This is a genomic window from Clostridium sp. AF23-6LB (assembly GCF_003461085.1).
GTDB lineage: Bacteria > Bacillota > Clostridia > Lachnospirales > Lachnospiraceae > Coprococcus > Coprococcus ammoniilyticus.
In genome coordinates this window covers 482,448-501,523 of the sequence record NZ_QTWK01000001.1, presented here as the reverse complement: position 1 = coordinate 501,523, position 19,076 = coordinate 482,448, and the positions used below count along the sequence as shown (strand labels likewise).

14 protein-coding genes are annotated in these 19,076 nt (G+C 42.5%); 13 read left to right on the top strand and 1 reads right to left on the bottom strand.

Annotation, left to right across the window (positions count from 1 at the left end; genetic code table 11):
• Window positions 1-100 precede the first annotated feature (100 nt).
• The 12 genes from DWY07_RS02160 (at window position 101) to DWY07_RS02105 (ending at window position 17,401) form a co-directional block, all read left to right on the top strand.
• Window positions 101-571: a MarR family winged helix-turn-helix transcriptional regulator gene (locus DWY07_RS02160; RefSeq protein WP_021944952.1), complete on the top strand. Its 471-nt coding sequence runs from the start codon at window positions 101-103 to the stop codon at window positions 569-571.
• Entirely contained in the window at window positions 555-1,886 is a 1,332-nt protein-coding gene (locus DWY07_RS02155; protein ID WP_021944951.1) for an MATE family efflux transporter, read from the top strand. The genes DWY07_RS02160 and DWY07_RS02155 overlap by 17 nt, the downstream gene beginning before the upstream one ends.
• Before the next feature lie 132 nt (window positions 1,887-2,018).
• Window positions 2,019-2,342 carry a DUF6110 family protein gene (locus DWY07_RS02150; RefSeq protein WP_021944950.1) on the top strand — a complete coding sequence of 108 codons (324 nt, stop codon included), beginning with the start codon at window positions 2,019-2,021 and terminating at the stop codon, window positions 2,340-2,342.
• 29 nt (window positions 2,343-2,371) lie between these two features.
• Window positions 2,372-4,453, top strand: coding sequence for a heavy metal translocating P-type ATPase (locus tag DWY07_RS02145; protein ID WP_117822096.1), 2,082 nt, complete (start codon window positions 2,372-2,374; stop codon window positions 4,451-4,453).
• A 97-nt stretch (window positions 4,454-4,550) separates the two neighbouring features.
• Window positions 4,551-5,114, top strand: a complete 564-nt coding sequence (locus DWY07_RS02140) for a TetR/AcrR family transcriptional regulator C-terminal domain-containing protein (RefSeq protein WP_021944948.1) — start codon at window positions 4,551-4,553, stop codon at window positions 5,112-5,114.
• Window positions 5,115-5,352: 238 nt separating this feature from the next.
• Entirely contained in the window at window positions 5,353-7,635 is a 2,283-nt protein-coding gene (locus tag DWY07_RS02135; protein ID WP_021944947.1) for an efflux RND transporter permease subunit, read from the top strand.
• A gap of 20 nt (window positions 7,636-7,655) precedes the next feature.
• Window positions 7,656-9,971 carry a hypothetical protein gene (locus DWY07_RS02130; RefSeq protein ID WP_117822095.1) on the top strand — a complete coding sequence of 772 codons (2,316 nt, stop codon included), beginning with the start codon at window positions 7,656-7,658 and terminating at the stop codon, window positions 9,969-9,971.
• A gap of 619 nt (window positions 9,972-10,590) precedes the next feature.
• Complete coding sequence (locus DWY07_RS02125; protein ID WP_021944945.1) at window positions 10,591-11,214, top strand: TetR/AcrR family transcriptional regulator; 624 nt, start codon at window positions 10,591-10,593, stop codon at window positions 11,212-11,214.
• 99 nt (window positions 11,215-11,313) lie between these two features.
• The gene (locus DWY07_RS02120; RefSeq protein WP_021944944.1) at window positions 11,314-12,015 is read left to right on the top strand and encodes an ABC transporter ATP-binding protein; all 702 of its coding nucleotides are present in this window, start codon (window positions 11,314-11,316) and stop codon (window positions 12,013-12,015) included.
• Window position 12,016: 1 nt separating this feature from the next.
• The gene (locus DWY07_RS02115) at window positions 12,017-14,527 is read left to right on the top strand and encodes an ABC transporter permease (RefSeq protein WP_021944943.1); all 2,511 of its coding nucleotides are present in this window, start codon (window positions 12,017-12,019) and stop codon (window positions 14,525-14,527) included.
• 529 nt (window positions 14,528-15,056) lie between these two features.
• Entirely contained in the window at window positions 15,057-16,346 is a 1,290-nt protein-coding gene (locus DWY07_RS02110; protein ID WP_117822094.1) for a dihydroorotase, read from the top strand.
• A 62-nt stretch (window positions 16,347-16,408) separates the two neighbouring features.
• Window positions 16,409-17,401: a Gfo/Idh/MocA family oxidoreductase gene (locus tag DWY07_RS02105; RefSeq protein ID WP_117822093.1), complete on the top strand. Its 993-nt coding sequence runs from the start codon at window positions 16,409-16,411 to the stop codon at window positions 17,399-17,401.
• On the opposite strand, the gene DWY07_RS02100 is transcribed toward DWY07_RS02105, so the two are convergent.
• Entirely contained in the window at window positions 17,384-18,136 is a 753-nt protein-coding gene (locus tag DWY07_RS02100) for a helix-turn-helix transcriptional regulator (RefSeq protein WP_161117541.1), read from the bottom strand. The genes DWY07_RS02105 and DWY07_RS02100 overlap by 18 nt on opposite strands.
• A 242-nt stretch (window positions 18,137-18,378) precedes the next feature.
• On the opposite strand from DWY07_RS02100, the gene DWY07_RS02095 reads away from it, so the two are divergent.
• Window positions 18,379-18,996, top strand: a complete 618-nt coding sequence (locus DWY07_RS02095; RefSeq protein ID WP_021944939.1) for a cytidylate kinase-like family protein — start codon at window positions 18,379-18,381, stop codon at window positions 18,994-18,996.
• Window positions 18,997-19,076 lie beyond the last annotated feature (80 nt).

Here is a 19,076-nt window from a genome sequence, read left to right as displayed (position 1 = left end):
GTACAGAATTATTGTACGCGATTCAGAAAATATGGATTGACAGTGCTTTTATTTCTGTTATAATCCCATTTGGGATTATGAAAGAGAGGAAGATAATAATATGGATCGAAAGACTTTGCAGATTATAAATGCATCCAATCACAGTATCATAAAGCTGCGTGGAGTGTATGCAGACTGGTCTCGCAGACACAACATTAATTATAATGAGATGCTGGTACTTTATACGATACGCGAGAACGGATACTGCACTCAAAAACAGGTATGTGACAATTATCTGCTTCCGCGTCAGACGATACATAATGTAATTTCAAGGATGCGTGAACAGGGCTATCTGATTCTGGAACCGGAAAAAGGAGAAGGACGGGAAAAAGCATTTGTATTGACAGAGAAGGGCAGGAAATATGCAGAGATATTTTTCTGTTCGCTAGCTTCTATAGAAGAAGCATCTGTAAAACGATTTGGCTATGAGAAGATGCAGATGCTGACAGAGCTTATGAAGGAATACCAGGAAATATTGGCTTCTTGTGTAGAGCAGGAGGCAGGAGGCAGCAGAGATGGAAACAAACAGTAGTTTTTACGGCACAGAAAAGATCAATAAGATCTTTTTTAAAATCGCACCGCCTGTCATGCTGGCACAGTTGATACAGGCTCTTTATAATATAGTAGACAGTTTATTTGTCGGGAAATACTCAGAGAGCGGTCTGACGGCGTTATCGATCATTTATCCTGTTCAGCTTCTGATGATCGCACTGGCAGTTGGAACCGGTGTTGGAATTAATACAAATATTGCACATTTTCTGGGAATAAAGAGGTATAAGAAGGCGGATGAGGTAGCAGGCATCGGCTTTAGTCTGGCGATCATTATGTGGATCTTATTTGCAGTAAGCTGTTATCTGTTGATGCCTGCATATGCACGGTTGCAGACAAATTCGGATACAGTAATTGCTGATGTAATTACCTACGGAAGGATTGTGTGCGTGGGCAGCATTGGATTGTTTACAGAGAGCATATGGACAAAGGTACTTCAGGCAAACGGAGATATGAAGACACCGATGATCGCACAGATCACAGGAGCTATCACGAATATTGTGTTAGATCCGATTTTGATCTTTGGGCTTTTTGGTATACCAAAGCTTGGAATAGCAGGAGCTGCATTTGCAACGATCACAGGACAGGTTGTAGCGGCACTTCTTGTTATGAAGAAGGGATTTCATCGTTCGCCGTCTCTTTGCAAATATCCAGAGGATATCCGCAGGATCTATGCGCTTGGAATTCCGAATATCATCATGCAGGCAACGTATACATTTTACATATTTGGATTAAATATGATCCTTGCAGGATTTTCCGATGAGGCAGTGACAGCACTTGGATTGTATTACAAATGGCAGACATTTTTCTTTATACCACTGGGTGCTCTTCAGACCTGCATTGTACCCATCATTAGCTATAACTATGCGGCAAAGAGTATTGATCGTTGTAAACATACGATGACGGTTGCCTTTATATGGGGAATTGCATTGATGTTCATCGGAACGTTATGCTTTGAATTTATTCCGGAACCTATGCTTTCTGTGTTTACGAAGGACAGCGAAGTTATCCGTATCGGAGTGCAGGGATTCCGATTTATTGGGATCAGCTTTATACCGATGGTAGGTGCGCAGATTTATCCGGTCTTTTTGCAGGCAACCGGCGAAGCCTTTAAGAGTTCATTTCTAACCATTATGAGAACGGTGTTCTTATTTGTACCGCTTGGATATCTGTTTTCCAGATTCGGATTTGTGTATTTCTGGCTGACTTTCCCGATTACAGAGGTAATCACTACTATAGTAGGATTTATGTTTTATCGAAGGTTTTACAGACAACATAAGATGATAGTTCACGAGTAGAACAAGTGTACATGTTTGCGAATGATCAGATGTAAAAAATATGTGAATAAAATGATAATATACATGCAAAAAAAAGAAATGATGCTATAATGTGCTTCAAAATATATTAATACAATCAGGAGGTAAATTATCATGGATATTAAGAAAGTTGGAATATTTGCAGCAGGTTTATTGTTTGGTACGGCAGGTATCAAGGTATTATCAAGCAAGGATGCAAAGAAGGTTTACACAAACTGTACAGCAGCGGCTCTTCGTGCAAAGAAGTGTGTTATGAACACAGCTACAACCATTCAGGAAAATGTAGATGACATTTACCAGGGCGCTAAGCAGATCAATGCAGATCGTGAAGCAGAAGAAGATGTCGTTGTAGAAGATATTCCTGCAGAGACAGCAGAAGAAACTGCTGAGTGCGCATGTGAAGCTGCAGCAGAAAATACAGAAGCAGTAGAGGCATAAGAAAAATTTAGATAAGAGGATGAGCTGAATTGAAATTCATAATAAAAGATAAGATGAAGGGCAGACTGCGTGTGCATATGTGTCAGAATCATATGTCATATGAAGAAGCTGATATTCTTTTATATTATCTGGAGTCTTTTGAACCGGTCAGCTCGGCAAAGGTGTATGACCGGACGGCGGATGCAGTGATCTGTTATACGGGAAATCCGGATATCATTATCGACAGACTTCGCAGATTTCATTATGAAGATGTAAAAGTCCCAAATGGTTATCTGGAACGAAGCGGCAGAGAGACGAATGCGATGTATCAGGAGAAGCTGATCGATAAGATTATCTTCCATTATGCAAGAAAGTGGCTTCTGCCATATCCGATATCAGCAGCTTATACAGGTCTGATGTCTGTTAAGTATATCTGGAAAGGCGTTAAGACTCTGACAAAGGGCAAGATCGAAGTTCCGGTGCTGGATGCAACATCCATTGGAGTATCTGTCTTACGAGGGGATATGAAGACTGCAGGTTCGATCATGTTCCTGCTCGGAATCGGTGAACTGCTTGAGGAGTGGACACATAAGAAGTCGGTCGATGACCTGGCACGTACGATGTCATTAAATGTCGGAAAAGTGTGGTTAAAGACAGAGAATAACGAGATATTGGTTGATTCTGATACGATTGCAAAAGGAGATCATGTCGTTGTCAATGTCGGAACGATCATTCCGTTTGACGGAACTGTCTGTGATGGTGAAGCAATGGTGAATCAGGCATCACTTACCGGAGAATCCGTATCCGTCAGACGTACGGCAGGAAATGTCGTATATGCCGGAACAGTGGTAGAAGAAGGCTCGCTCATAATAGAAGTAAAAGAGGTATCCGGTTCCAGCCGATATGAGAAGATTGCGCAGATGATCGATGAGTCTGAGAAACTGAAATCCAATCTGGAGGGCAAGGCGGAGCATCTGGCAGACCGTTTGGTGCCGTACAGCTTAGGCGGTACGATACTTACCTATCTGCTTACAAGAAATGTAACAAAAGCCCTTGCGATCCTGATGGTTGATTATTCCTGTGCATTGAAGCTTGCTATGCCTGTATCGGTATTATCGGCGATCCGTGAGGCAGGAAACCGTAAGATTACAGTCAAAGGCGGAAAGTATCTGGAAGCGGTAGCAGAAGCGGATACGATCGTATTTGATAAGACCGGAACACTGACAAAGGCACAGCCTACAGTTGCGGGAGTCGTTTCCTTTAACGGAACAAATGAAAACGAATTGCTTCGTATCGCTGCCTGTCTGGAAGAGCATTTTCCACATTCAATCGCAAAAGCCGTAGTGGATGCGGCAAAACGAAAAAATCTGGATCATGAAGAGATGCATTCAGAAGTAAAATATATCGTAGCGCATGGAATCTCGACAACAATTGGGGATTCCAAGGCGATCATCGGCAGTTATCATTTTGTATTTGAGGACGAAAAATGTACGATACCGGATGGGATGGAAGAAGTATTTGAGAATCTTCCGGCGGAATATTCCCACCTCTATCTGGCGATCGATAACGAGCTTGCGGCAGCAATCCTGATTGAGGATCCGTTAAGGGAAGAATCTGCAGATATTGTAGAACGGTTAAAGTCGGTTGGAATCTCCAAGGTCGTTATGATGACCGGTGACTGTGAACGGACTGCAAAGGCGATCGCAGAGCATGTCGGTGTCGATGAATATTATTCAGAGGTACTGCCGGAGGATAAGGCTGCATTTGTAGATCGAGAGAAGGCAGCAGGCAGAAAGGTTATCATGATCGGTGATGGTATCAATGATTCGCCGGCACTTTCAGCAGCAGATGCAGGCATCGCGATCAGTGATGGTGCGGAGATTGCCAGAGAGGTTGCAGATATTACGATCGATGCGGACAGTCTGGATGAGATCGTGACATTGAAGATACTTGCAAATCTTCTTATGAAACGGATTCACAGAAATTATCGTTTTATCGTAGGGTTTAATACCGGGCTGATCGTGCTTGGAGTTGCGGGTGTGATCGCACCGACAACATCTGCACTTCTGCATAATACATCAACCTTGATGATCGGATTAAACAGCATGAAAGACATGTTGCCCGAGTTATAATAGATGTGCTATACTATCTCCATGTGTTTCAGGTGCGGAAGAAAATCTGCATTTTAGACATATGGGGATATTATTATATAGAAAGAGTTATACGAATATGCCGGAATCAAATCTTACAAAGAAAGCGATTGCATTAAGTGCAAAAGAACTGACCAAAGAGAAACCATATGACAAAATATCGATCAGTGATATTGCAGACCGATGCGGAATCAAGAGACAGACATTTTACTATCATTTTCAAGATAAATACGAACTGTTGGTCTGGATCTATTTTAATGAATTATTTGCTCCTAATATGGAGGACATATCCTTAGAGAACTGGGATGAGAAATTAGGCGCGATCCTCACACAGATGCAGGAGGAGAAAAAGTTCTATATTAACACGATCAAACATGCAGAGGATTATATTATCCAGTATATGCTTGAGGTTGCAGAACAGACCTTTGAAGAGGCAATTGATAAGTTAGACGAGAAATCTCATCTGAAAAACGAGGAACGTGGTATATTTGCCCGGTTCTTCGCATATGGGATCTGTGGGATTATCGTTGAATGGGCAAAGGGTGGCATGAAGATGGCACCGGAGAAGCTGGCTGATTATATGAGGGAGATGCTTGAGAAGTGTAAGCAGGCAGTCTATATATCCGATCATGACAGACAGTAGCAGAAGCCGGGCAGACCTTGGTGTACAGACAGTACAGAAAATGATAGAATTTATCAGGTATTCAGGCTTTTTTTATACTTATTTTAGAATTCGTTTTGACATTTCCGGATAAATGTCAAAAAAATTGTCAACCCTAAAATCTTGTATAATTACAAACAAACAAAATAATCATATTCTATGAACGGAAACAAGAAAAAGGTTTCCGTTCATTTTTTGTATTAACGAAAGGATTGATTCTATGAACAAATTTGGAAAGGCGATTGTAAAGCTTCGTGTACCGATCTTAATTATCAGTATCCTGCTTTTGATCCCGGCAGCGATTGGTTTCTTGAAAACCAGAGTAAACTATGATGTACTTTCATATTTACCAAAGGATATCGAAACCATGAAAGGTCAGGACATTCTGGCGGATGATTTCGGAACGGGTGCTTTCTCCCTGTGCCTGGTAGAAGGGATGGACGATAAAGATGTCGTCAAATTAAAAAAACAAATGGAACAGGTAGACAATGTTGATTCTGTAATCTGGTATGACTCGATTATGGATATTTCTATTCCGGATGAGATTTTACCGAAAGATATCAGAGAGGCATATCGTAATGATGATTGTACGATGATGGCAATTATCTTTAAAACAACAATGTCTTCCGATGAGACAATGGAAGCGATCACTCAGATCAGAAAGCTTGCAAGTAAGCAGTGTTTCATCAGCGGAATGTCAGCCGTTGTTACGGATACCAAGGATCTGTGTGATAAAGAGGTTCCAATCTATGTAACCATAGCAGTTATCTTATCGCTGATCGTATTATCACTGACTATGGATTCCTTCCTCGTACCGATCTTTTTCTTATTAAGTATCGGTATGGCGATTGTATATAACTTGGGAACAAATGTATTTAAAGGAGAGATCTCTTACATAACACAGGCACTTACCGCAGTCCTGCAGTTGGGTGTAACGATGGACTACTCGATCTTCCTGTGGCACAGTTATCAGGAAGAGAAAAAAGTAAATGGCAAAGAGAATAAAGAAGCTATGGCAGATGCGATCGCTTCCACCTTCTCATCTGTTATCGGTAGTTCGATCACAACAGTAGCAGGTTTCGTTGCACTGTGCTTCATGACCTTTACCTTAGGCCTTGACCTTGGTATCGTTATGGCAAAGGGTGTCGTTATCGGTGTTATCTGTTGTGTAACCGTACTCCCATCCATGATCCTGATCTTTGATAAGCCGATTGAAAAGACCTGTCACAGATCTTTACTTCCTAAGTTTGATAAGCTTAGCAAATTTATCGTGAATAAGTACTGGATCTTCCATATCTTATTCCTGATCCTTCTGGTTCCTGCGTTATATGGTTATACACATACAGATGTTTACTATAACCTCGACAGCTCATTACCGGAGGATCTTCCAAGTATTCAGGCAAACCAGAAGCTGGAAGAAGAATTCAATATGAACTCTACACATATGATCCTGCTTGACAGCAATCTGGATGAAAAGAGTATTAATAAAGTTATTTCAGAAATTAAGACTGTCAAGGGTGTTAAGACTGTACTTGGTCTGGAATCTGTAGTTGGTCCTATGATTCCACAGAGTATGATTCCACAGGATTTGAAATCCAAGCTTGACAATGGCGAATGGAAGCTGATGTTAGTCATGTCAGAATACAAAGTAGCAAGTGATGAAGTAAATACACAGTGTGATGAGATCAATACGATTCTTCACAAATATGACAGTAAGGGTATGCTGATCGGTGAAGCTCCTTGTACAAAGGATCTGATCGAGATCACAGATAAGGATTTTAACACAGTAAGTACCGTATCCATCGGTGTTATCCTGCTGATCATATTATTCGTCTTCAAATCCGTATCACTTCCGATCATTCTGGTATGTGTAATCGAATTTGCAATCTTTATCAATATGGGTATTCCTGCATTTACAAATACAACATTACCATTCATCGCATCCATCGTTATCGGTACGATCCAGCTTGGTTCTACCGTTGACTATGCGATCCTGATGACAACAAGATATAAGAGAGAGAGAAGTAATGGCCTTGCTAAGAAAGAAGCAGTTACAGTTGCACTTCAGACATCTATGATTTCCATTATCGTAAGCGCATTAAGCTTCTTTGCCGCAACCTTCGGTGTTGGCTGTTACTCAGAGATCGATATGATCAGTTCTTTATGTACGTTGATGGCAAGAGGAGCTATCATCAGTATGTTTGTCGTCATCTTCCTGCTTCCTGCAGCGTTGATGTTATTCGATAAGCTGATCATCCATACAACAATCGGATTCAAGGGTATTACCGGCAAACAGAAAGTAGCTTATGCCGGAGCGGGAAATGTTGATCCGGCTTCGGAACAGAAAACGGCAGATGATGATGATTTCCTGAATGAAGACAGACCATTTGCAAAGAAGAAATCCGGAAACTTTGATAACTATGATTTTGATGACAGTTACAGTGACGATGATAAATATATAGATGTAAATAATGATTCCAATGGTCCTGCTGACCGGCAGTAGTAAATTAGGAGGTAATTAGTATGAGTTATAAAAATATGAAAGCAAGAAAAAGATTTATGGCGATCGCTCTGAGTGGTGCAATGATGTTATCCGTTACAGGCTGTGGCAGTACAGCAACAGGAGATGTACAGACATTAGAGAACCCGGAGATCATGAGTAAGAGCGATGAAGAATTGTCAGATGTACTTGAGAATTCTGTCGGACTTTCCGAGAATACAGACAGTGATAAAGATGAAACCGTTTACGTTATTGCTGATGCAGCAGGTAATAAGCAGGACGTTATCGTCAGTGAGTGGTTAAAGAACACAGATGGTGAGGCAACCATTAAGGATAGCAGTAACCTGACTGATATCGAGAATGTAAAAGGCGACGAGACATTTACAGAGAATAATGGAGAACTTGTATGGAAGGCAGATGGCAATTCCATTTATTATCAGGGCAAGTCAGAGGAGCAGGTTCCTGTAGAAGTTAAAGTTACTTATTATCTGGATGATCAGGAGATCACACCGGATCAGCTGGCAGGCAAGAGCGGCAAGGTAAAGATGAGATTTGAATATGTCAATAATTCAAAGAGTGGAGATGTATATACTCCTTTCCTGATGGCGACCGGTATGATCTTATCAAATGACAAATTCTCAGATATCAAGGTTGAGAATGGTCAGGTTGTAAATGATGGAAACAACAGTATCGTTGTTGGTATGGGTATGCCCGGCCTTCAGGACAGCCTGGATCTGCAGAAGTTAGATGTTGAGATTCCGGATTACTTTGAGGTTACAGCAGACTGTACAGATTTCTCTCTGGACATGACAATGACAGTTGCTTCTACCGGATTCTTATCCAAGGACAGCGATAACAAGGATCTGAAGGATGCTGAATCTGATATCAACGAACTGATCGACACATATAGCGATGGTATGAATTCCCTCGTTGAAGGAATTACAGAATATACAGATGGTGTATCTTCCGTATCCGATGGTATTGGTCAGGTAAAAGATGGCGCGGACAGCTTATATCAGGGTTCCTTAACTCTGGCACAGGGTGTTGATTCTGCAACAACAGGTGCCGGCACATTAAAAGCAGCATTCGAAGGTGAAAATGGTATCTTATCCGGTTCCAAGCAGATCAGCGACGGGCTTGCAACATTAAACAAAGCCGTAAAGGGAATCGAACTTCCAACCAAGACAGAATTAAGTGATAAAGAAAAGAAAGCAATCAAGAGCACGATCACAGAGAATATTACAAATAACCTGACAGCAAACAAGGATAAGATTGCAGATGGTGTTGATAAGGATGCTGTAACAGCAGAGGCACAGAAGAATGGTAAAGCAGCAGCACCTTCTAAGGAATCCGTTGTAAAAGAGGCACAGGCAGCAGCACCTTCCGCTGATACAGTTGCAGCAGAAGCACAGGCAGCAGCACCTTCCGCTTCTACGGTAGCAGCAGAGGCACAGGCAGCAGCACCTTCATCATCAACAGTAGCATCGGAAGCATCCGGTCAGTTTGCAACTTATTTCCAGGAATTTGTATCTGCTTATACACAGATGACAGGTTCCCAGCCAGATGATGCAACAATGCAGGCATTACAGGGAGCGTTTGCAACTGCATATGGTGATGTATATGGAGCAGCTTATAAGTCAGGATATGGTACAGCTTATGGTTCCGGTTACAAATCCGGTTACGGTACAGCTTATGGCACAGCTTATACATCCGGCTACAGCACAGCATACGGTACAGCATATACCAATGCTTTCACAGCAGGTTATGGCAGTGCGTATGGTACAGCTTATCAGTCTGCATATGGTACAGCTTATGTAGAAGGTTATAAGTCGGGATATGCAACAGCATATCAGGATGGTCTTTCCTATGGTGCGAATCTGGTACTTGGCAAGCTGAGTTCATTCTCCGGACAGATCACAACTCTGAAGAAGAGTGTAGACGCCCTGGCAACTGGTGCATCAGCACTGAACACAGGCCTTGGCAAGGTATATACAGGCACTTCTGATCTGTATAATGGTATGGTTAAGTTGAATGGTGGTGCAGGCAGCCTTACAAAGGGTGCAAATACTCTGAAAGAAGGAGCAGGCACATTAAAGGATGGCGCATCAAAGCTGACAGATGCAAGTGGTGACTTAAAGGATGGCAGCAAGCAATTATCAGATGGTACAGATAAGGTCGTTGATGCAGTAAATGATGCAGAAAAGGATCTGGATTCTCTGTCAGAAAAGTGCGATAAGGTCATCAAGGCCGGTGAAGCTTATGAATCCTTCGGTGGAATCTCAGATGATATGAAAGGTAGCGTTAAGTTCATCATCAAGACAGATTCGATCAGCAAGTAATTAATAAATGAAAATCGTTTGCCCTATAAAAAGCATTGGTTGGATTTTGTTCACGATTTAAGACAAAAGGATACCTTGTTAGGACATCCGAAGTAGGAAAAAAGAATATAGTTTGACATAGGGGCTCCGGTTTCGCATGTTTTTCAATGAATCAATCCTTGAATATATGCCGGAGCCCTTTTAATGTGTACTAAGTGCATTTCCGGTTTTATATTCTGAATATGCCGATTACTTCCTCTTGATAAAATCTCTACATGAGACGCACTTGTTTTTCTATTTGAAACACATGCCTGATTCACACCTGCTCCGTGCTAACTCGCTCTTCGAGCTCAAACAAGCACCCGCAGGTGTTGGCAATGTGTTTCGCATAACGAAAAACTGCGTGAATGTCGTCATGTAGAGGTTTTATTATACGGAAGCAACGGCAATTATGTTATATGAACCGGAAATGCCTGTTGCAGCATGGAAAGGCGTCAGGCAGATTTAATGTTTAGCCGGAAATACAGAGGCTATTATATAAAAAAGGGGTTGACATATATACAGTTTAGATGTAACATAACGATGTTATGTGAATGACTGTTCATATGTTGAAATGGAATAAAACTGGTGGTGAGATGAGATGAAGGACGATCGGGAGACAAAAGAAAAGCTGCTTGCAAGTGCAGAGCATGAATTTATGGAGAAGGGCTATCAGGGTGCATCCCTCCGTAATATCTGTAAGAATGCAGGTGTGACGACCGGTGCATTATATTTCTTCTTTAAAGATAAAGATGATATATTTGCTTCACTGGTGGCACCGGTGCTTGGAAGTATCCGTACGATGATGGAAGCACATATGCAGCAGGAGTTGCAGGAGGTAAAAGGCGAGCTTCAGGAGGGGAAGGATGATTTCAGCGATGACATCTATGCATCCCGGCGGATCATTCATGAACTGTATCAGAATTATGACCGGGTACAGCTTCTGCTGACAAAGAGTCAGGGATCAAGTCTTGCAGGATGTATTGATGAATTTGTGGCATTTACAGAGAAGAATTACCGGATGCTGGCAGACGCACAGGCAAAGGTGTGTGGAGTTGCTGCACCGGATGATTATACGATACACTGGATGGCACATATGCAGATCGATGCATTTGTCCATCTGCTGACACATGAATCCGATGAAGAAAAAGCAGTTGCCCATCTGGGAGACATATTGAAATATCTGCTTGCCGGATGGTATGCACTGTTTCAGAGAGATGAATAGATAACAAAAAGCTATGTGAAATTTTATTTTGCATAGCTAAAAAAATGATAACAACATAACGGTGTTATGTAAGCGAAAAAATAACAGGAGGAAGCGAGTATGTATTTAGAGGTATCAGATGTAAAAAAAAGTTATGGAGAAGGTGGAAGCTACATACAGGTTTTAAAGGGAGTATCCCTTCAGGTAAAGCAGGGCGATATGTGTGTCATTCAGGGAACCAGTGGTTCCGGTAAGTCTACGTTATTGAACTGTATCGGTGGACTGGATACGATCGAATCCGGTTCGATCAAGGTAGACGGAACCGAGATCGCAGGCATGAAAGCAGATGAATTATCTGACTACCGAAGAGATTATCTGGGATTTATCTTCCAGTTCTATAATCTGGTACCGAACCTTACCGTGCGGGAGAATATACAGATCTGTGAATATCTGACAGATCAGCCGCTTAATATGGATGAGCTGCTTGAGATACTGGGACTGACAGAGCATCAGAATAAGTTTCCGGCACAGTTGTCAGGTGGTCAGCAGCAGAGATGTGCGATCGCAAGAGCACTGATCAAAAATCCGAAGCTGCTCTTATGTGATGAACCGACTGGAGCACTCGATTCCAAGACATCAAGGGATATCCTGATCCTTCTGGAGAAGATCAATGCGACCTATGGAACGACAATGCTGATCGTAACGCATAATAATTCCATTAAGAATATGGTCGATCAGGTCGTGATCGTAAAGGATGGTCAGATCAGGAAAGATTATTACAATGAGACAAAGGTACCGGCAGCAGAATTGGAGGATTTATAAGATGCAGAAAGTATTGAGAAAAAGGATTTGGAGAGATTTCAAAAGCAACCTTCCAAGATATCTGGCATTGTCCCTTCTGATCATACTTGCCATGTATCTGGTAGTCAGTCTGGTCGGTGCGGCAGAAACGATCATTCGCGGAAGTGAGAATGCTGACAGCAGACAGTGTGTTGAGGATGGAGATTTTTCACTGTTTGTACCGATGAAGGATGAAGAAATGGAAGATTTGGAGGCGGATGGAGTGACGATCGAGCCACAGTTCTATATGGACTATGAGATTGACGAAGATCACACGATCCGTATCTTTGCAAACAGGGATGAGGTCAACAGGATCGATCTGGTAAAGGGCACACTTGCAGAAAAGGGAAATGAGCTGGTGGTAGAACGCCAGTTTGCAGAGAAGAATGATATATCAGCAGGTGATGTGATTACATTTGGCGGACGGGAATTTACCGTTACCGGAATCGGTACAACACCGGATTATGATAACGTATTAAAATCTCTGGGAGATACCGGATGCGACTGCCTGCATTTTGGTACGGGATTTGTTGCAGCTGATGTATACGATACACTTCGTGCGGAAGAAAAAAGTATAAAGTCAGAGGAATATTATTATGCATACCGGTTAAATGGTGCTATGACGGATGATGAATTAAAAGACCGCTTGGAGGAGCTGGAATTTACATCCGGAGATGTAGAAGATCCATTTTTTCAGGAATACTGGGATCGTACGATGGGAAAGAAGGACGATCTGACAGATGGTATTCAGGAGCTGTTAGATGGAGCAAAAGAGTTAAAGGAGCTTAAGGCATTTGAAGATGGAATTATAGAATATACAGACGGAACAAAAGAAGCTGAAGATGGTTCCAATGAACTGCTGGATGGTATTCAGGAGTTAAAGGATGAGACAGATGATATGATCGATGACATCTTCTCAGAGGATGCACAGAACCTTATGACTTTTGTAAAGGCAGGGGATAATGCGAGAATTCAGGCGGCTTCCGGTGATCAGGAATTATACCGGAGCGTTGGTACGATCGCAGGTGCGATCCTGTTGATCCTGATCTCTTATGTATTATCAGTGTTCGTTGTACATTCGATCGATCAGGAAAGTGCCGTTATTGGTGCGTTATATGCACTTGGGGTAAAGAGAAAGAATCTGATGGCACATTATGTAACACTCCCGACTGTGATCACATTTGTTTCAGGTCTGATCGGAACACTGCTTGGATATTCAAGCCTTGGTGTGCCGATCCAGATGCAGGACTGCTACAACTATTATTCCCTTCCGGATCTGGATGTTATCTATATGCCATATCTGTTCATTTATGGAATCGTGGTTCCACCGGTTATTTCTATAATCGTTAATTCACTGGTTATCCGAAAGAGGCTGTCGAAGCCGGTTCTTACAATGATCAGGAATGAGCAGAAGGTTGGTAATGGTAAGGATATAAAGCTTGGAAATATGAGCTTCATGAATCTGTTCAAGATCCGCCAGATGCTTCGTGAGAGCCGTACCGGATTTACGGTAGTATTTGGAATGTTTGTAAGTCTTCTGCTGGCGATGATGTCACTGGAGATATATACTTACTGTGCGAATGTAAATCGTGATTATGTAAATGATACAAAGTATGAGTATATGTATACCTACAAATATCCGACAGAGGAAGTTCCGGAAGGTGGATATGAGGCATATGCAAAGACACTGAAAAAGAAAATTTACGGTTACAACTTTGACATAACAGTTATGGGACTGACAGAGAATAATCCGTTCTTTGATGTGGATCTGTCAGATTCATCCAGTAAGGTTGCGATCAGTTCTTCGATCGCTTACAAATACGGTCTGGATGTTGGTGATACTCTGACACTAAAGGATGATGAAGCAGATAAGATCTATGCATTTGAGATCGCATCTGTTGCGCAGTATGCTCCATCCTTTATGGTATTTATGCCATATGACAAGGCGCTTGAGTTATTCGACGAACCGGAGGATTATTTCAATGTTGTATTTTCCGACCATGCACTCGATGTCGAGACCGGAAGATTATATGCAACAACGACAAAGACCGATGTGAAGAAGGCTGCCGGTATCTTCTCGGATATAATGCAGGGAATGATCCTTACAATTGGAGGAGTATCTGTTCTGATCTTCATTGTTGTTATGTATCTGATGATGAAGGTTATGATAGATCGGTCTTCTTTCAACATTGCGTTGATTAAGATCTTCGGATACCGGAATAAGGAAGTGAAGAAGATGTATCTGGATGGTAATTTCTATATCATAACGATAGGAGCATTGATTTCGATTCCACTGACCAAATGGATCATGGATGTGGCTTATGAGCCTGCCTTTGTTCCGAATATTGCCTGCGGTATCGACAAGTCCTTCCCATTCTGGATGTACCTTGCCATCTTCGCAGGTATCCTGATCCTGTACTTCATCATCAACCATCTGCTGATCCGCAGAATCCGCAAGATGGTGCCTGCTGAAGTGCTGAAGAACAGAGAGTAGTAATTGCGAACATATAAGTTTTAATGTGAATGAGCTCGCTTGATATTACCAAGCAGGGGACGCTTTCGCTCGTTTCGGTCTGCAGCGGTACTAAGATGCCGCATATGCGCCATCTAAGGACCGGCGACCTCAAATGCCCCTGTCTCGGTAATTCAACGAACTCATTCATAATTTAAGCTGAGAAGTTCGCAATTATTCTTTTTCGCCCAGTATTATAGCTCAAACAAGCACCCGCAGACGATGGCAATGTGTTTCGCATAACGAAAAACTTCGTGAGTGTCTCATGAAGGGGGATTATGTGGAAGCAATGCCGGTTACGGGGTAAGAACCGGAAATGCTTGTTGCGTTCATATAATTGAGATGTTACAGCAGATATAAGATAAGAGCAAAAAGGCGGTTGTGTTGAAAAGACAGGTTGTGGTAAACTGGCATTGCAGGCAGGTGGACCAGGTATAGCATAAAGAGAGTCTCAGGATGGAAGTGAGATATGGCACATGCCTGCGGATAGTATATATCAGGAGGATATTGCATGTTATTAATAAAGAACGGCAGGGTCGTTGATCCTGTGACAAATACAGATCGGAAGCTGGATGTGCTGGTTGATGGTGCGGTGATCACAGAAGTGGAACAGCAGATAGATCCGGAAGCATGCAGGGAAAAGTATGGTACAGATGATGTTTGCGTGATCGATGCGGAAGGTCTGGTGGTTGCACCGGGGCTGGTCGATACACATGTACATTTCAGAGATCCGGGCTTTACTTATAAAGAGGACATCGAGACCGGAGCAGAGGCTGCCGCTTATGGCGGATTTACGACGGTTATCTGTATGGCAAATACGAAGCCGGCAGTTGATAATGTAGAGACACTTGAGTATATTCAGAGAAAAGGGGAAACGACCGGGATCCATGTGATCCAGACGGCGACCGTTACAAAGGATCTGAAGGGAAAAGAACTTGTAGATATGGAACTGCTGGCAGAACATGGTGCTGCCGGATTTACAGATGATGGTATCCCGATCATGGATGAAGAAGTCTTAACGGAGGCAATGCTTCGTGCGAAAGCGCTTGATCTGCCGATTAGTCTGCATGAAGAAGATCCTGCATTTGTAAAAGGTGCAGGTGTGAATATGGGAGCAGTATCCGAGCAGCTTGGCTATGGTGGGGCTTCCAGAACAGCAGAGGATGTCATGGTCGCAAGAGACTGTATCCTTGCCCTTCATACAGGAGCATCTGTCTGTATTCAGCATATCAGTTCCGGAAATTCCGTTGAGTTAGTAAGGCTGGCAAAGAAGCTTGGTGCGGATGTTCATGCAGAAGCAACACCACATCATTTTACACTGACAGAGGATGCAGTTCTGACCTATGGAACAATGGCAAGAATGAACCCACCGGTCAGAGAAGAAGCGGACCGGTTGAAGATCATTGAAGGTATTCAGGACGGCACGATCGATATGATCGTAACCGATCATGCACCGCACAGTGCAGAAGAAAAGGCACGTCCGATGGCACAGGCACCGAGTGGGATCACAGGCCTTGAGACATCACTGGCACTGGGAATCCGTTCACTGGTACAGCCGGGCTACATCACACTTATGAAGCTTATGGAGCTGATGAGTAAGAACCCGATGGAGTTCTACCGGATGACACCGGGCAGCATCCAGGCGGGAGCGCCGGCTGATATTGTGATATTTGGAGAAAATGAAGAATGGACCGTTGAACATTTCCATTCCAAAGCCTTGAATTCACCGTTTTTTGGTTGGACACTTCCGGGAAAGCTTCATTACACGATCTGCAACGGTAAGATCGTAGCAGAGAACTAGAACACAGGGGATACGGGTACATACAGGGAATCATACATTTTTTTGTACAGGAGGAAGAAGAAATGGCAAAAGAATTAAGATGGGCAGTACTTGGTACAGGTGTAATTGCAAATGAAATGGCACAGGCGCTGGAACAGATGGGTAAATCCTTATATGCGGTAGGAAACCGTACCCATGAGAAGGCAGTTGCATTTGCGGAGAAATATCATGTAACAAAGGTATATGATGATTTTCATGAGATGTTTACAGATCCGGAGATCGACATTATCTATATTACAACGCCGCATAATACCCACATTGAATTCCTGAGACAGGCACTTGCAAACGGCAAGCATGTATTGTGTGAGAAGTCGATCACGTTGAACAGTGATGAATTAAATGAGGCATTGCAGATTGCAGAGAAGCATCATGTGATACTGGCGGAAGCCATGACGATCTGGCATATGCCATTATATAAGAAATTATGGGAGATCGTATCATCCGGTGAACTCGGAAAAGTTCAGATGATACAGTTGAACTTTGGAAGCTATAAAGAATATGATATGAATAATCGTTTCTTTAACATCAATCTTGCCGGTGGTGCATTGCTTGATATCGGAGTATATGCACTCAGTCTGATGCGCAGCTTTATGGCAGAGACACCGGATCAGGTGATGAGTCAGGTGCGGTTCGCGCCGACAGGGACGGATGAGCAGGCAAGCATCATCCTGATGAATAAAGAACAACAGATGGCAGCTATTACGCTGTCCATGCATTCAAAGCAGCCAAAGCGTGCAATGATCAGTTGTGAAAAAGGGTATATCGAGATCATGGAATATCCAAGAGCTGATAAAGCGATTATCGTAGATGCTGCAAGCGGAGCAGTTACACCGGTAGAAGCCGGTGAAACAAAGCGTGCGCTTGAATATGAGATGCGGGATATGGAAGAAGCGGTACAGTCCGGAGATGTAAGCCGGATGCAGATGCCTTTTACCGGAGATGTCATGAACATCATGACAGACCTTCGAAAGAACTGGGGCTTAGTCTATCCGGAAGAATCAAGAAAGACGGAGTAGATCCCATTTTGATGAGGTTCCGGTCTTTCGGAAAATATTCTGTAAGTGCTTCTGGATCGTGTTCTCACTGATCCCGAGAGTGGCTGCAATCTCATCGTTATTTGCAAATGAAAAGATCAGAGACAGGATCTCTGTCTCTCGTGGAGTAAGGTCATAGCCTTTTGCAAGTGCCGGGATACGGTTTGCAAGAGCGGTATGGCCTTTCTCTTTTTCCGGATATAGGATCTGTTCATAGGTTACGTTGATATGCTTGCCAAGAGAACGGAAGAAGAACATATCATCGTCTGTAAAATCCCCATCGATCTTGGTACGAAACAGCGTCAGGATACCGGAGAATTCTCCACTGCAGATCATGCTGTACTGTAAGGAATCGTAGACATGGAATTTCTGATAACAGTGCTGATAGAGAGAAGAGTTCAGACGGACATCATCATTTACCAGATCGCTTTCTCTTACAAGCTGGGATTCCCGTACATTGTTGATCCAGAGCAGATGATCCTCACTCATATGATCGATGTAGAGCAGTTCTGCTTCATAGAAATAATCAGGAAAGCAGACCGGAGTCGGTACGATCTCAGTTCGGTTTTCCGGATTGACGGAGATAATGCTCGCATAAGTAAATGGGATCAGCAGGCGAAGTCTTGGGAGAAATTCATCTCTCAGTGCTTCATAGGATTTACATTGGTACAGCGTATATACGATATCGTTATAGATCAGAAAGTTGTTCTTTTCCATTGTGGGTCTCCTTCGCGTGAAATGATGTTGATTTTCAGGCAGATGCCAAGACTGCTTCATTTGCATAGCAAGCCATCCGGTCGAAAGTTATATAAATACAATTATATATTACAAAATACTTGTTTTCAAGTATATACTACCGAAAATGATTAGCATTTACCTCAAATTAATAATTGAAAAACAGTAGGGAATTGAGATAAGCTATAAAACGAAAAAGAGATCAGAGAAAGGAAGCGTTGCGGATGAAGGATAAAAAATATGTTATAACAATTACGAGACAGTTCGGAAGTCTTGGAAGACCAATCGCAAAACTGATGGCAGAACAACTGGGAATAGAGTATTACGACAGAGATATCGTGGATCAGGCAGCCAAGCAGTTGAAGCTTCCCGCTTCTGTTGTAGACGAAGAAGAAGAAAGCGCAAAGAAGATCTTCAAGAATCCGTTTTCCAGAATGGTACTTCCGCTTGGCGGTGGCACGAACAGTACCCAGGATGATATTTTCGATGCACAGCAGAATATCATACGATTTCTTGCAGAGAAAAGCTCATGCGTGATCGTTGGACGTTGCTCTGACTTTATTTTAAGCGAGATGGACAATGTGATGAATATATTCATCTATGCTCCGTACCCGGATCGTGTTGAGAATTGTGTGAATTCGATGGGACTGGAAATCGATGAAGCTCGTAAGATGATCGTAGCCGTTGATGAGGCGCGTGATTCCTATCACATGAATTATGCCGGATATAAGCCGGGAGACATCAATCATTGTGATATCCTGATCAACAGCAGTCTGCTCGGTGTAGAAAATACTGCAAAGTATCTGGCAGAACTGGTACGTGAGAAGTTTATCAGTGATTAATAAGGATTAGACGTAATTAAAATTAAGTAGAAACTTATCATATATAATAATTGTAAATAAGTAAATGAAATTGTAAACTA